Raw genomic sequence first — 476 nt, 5'->3', positions numbered from 1 at the left:
TACACCCTTACCATTGAAGAAGCGTCAAAATATTTCCGTATCGGAGAAAACAAGTTAAGACGATTGGCAGAGGAAAACAAGGACGCTGGCTGGCTCATTATGAATGGCAACCGCATACAGATTAAACGCCGACAGTTTGAACAGGTTATTGATAAATTGAACGCAATCTAATGCAAATGAGCCTTGTATGTGTTATGATGAACACAAGTCATATCAAGGCTCTTTCCAACAAGGAAAGGAGCAGACACCATGAAAGAAAAAAGACGGGATAGCAAAGGACGTATCCTGCATACTGGAGAGAGCCAACGAACAGACGGAAAATACTTATATAAATATGTGGACGCATTTGGAAACACAAAATATGTGTATGCTTGGAGATTGACACCCACAGACCCGACACCAAAGGGAAAACGGGAAAAACCCTCACTTCGTGAACTGGAACAGCAGATAAGACGGGATATTGAGGACGGTATCGA

2 protein-coding genes are annotated in these 476 nt (G+C 42.4%); both read left to right on the top strand.

Annotated features, from left to right (window positions below; all coding sequences use genetic code 11):
- On the top strand, positions 1–171 hold a 171-nt coding region (locus LI112_RS17910), incomplete at its 5' end, for an excisionase (RefSeq protein ID WP_227191211.1).
- 78 nt (positions 172–249) lie between these two features.
- A partial coding sequence (locus LI112_RS17905) for an integrase DNA-binding domain-containing protein (RefSeq protein WP_173024138.1) occupies positions 250–476 on the top strand: 227 nt, incomplete at its 3' end.

Source organism: Blautia sp. 210820-DFI.6.14 (assembly GCF_020558815.1).
In the GTDB taxonomy this organism is placed as follows: Bacteria; Bacillota; Clostridia; order Lachnospirales; family Lachnospiraceae; genus Blautia_A; species Blautia_A obeum.
The sequence above is the reverse complement of the archived record's forward strand: the minus strand, read 5'-3'. Positions and strand labels throughout refer to the sequence as shown.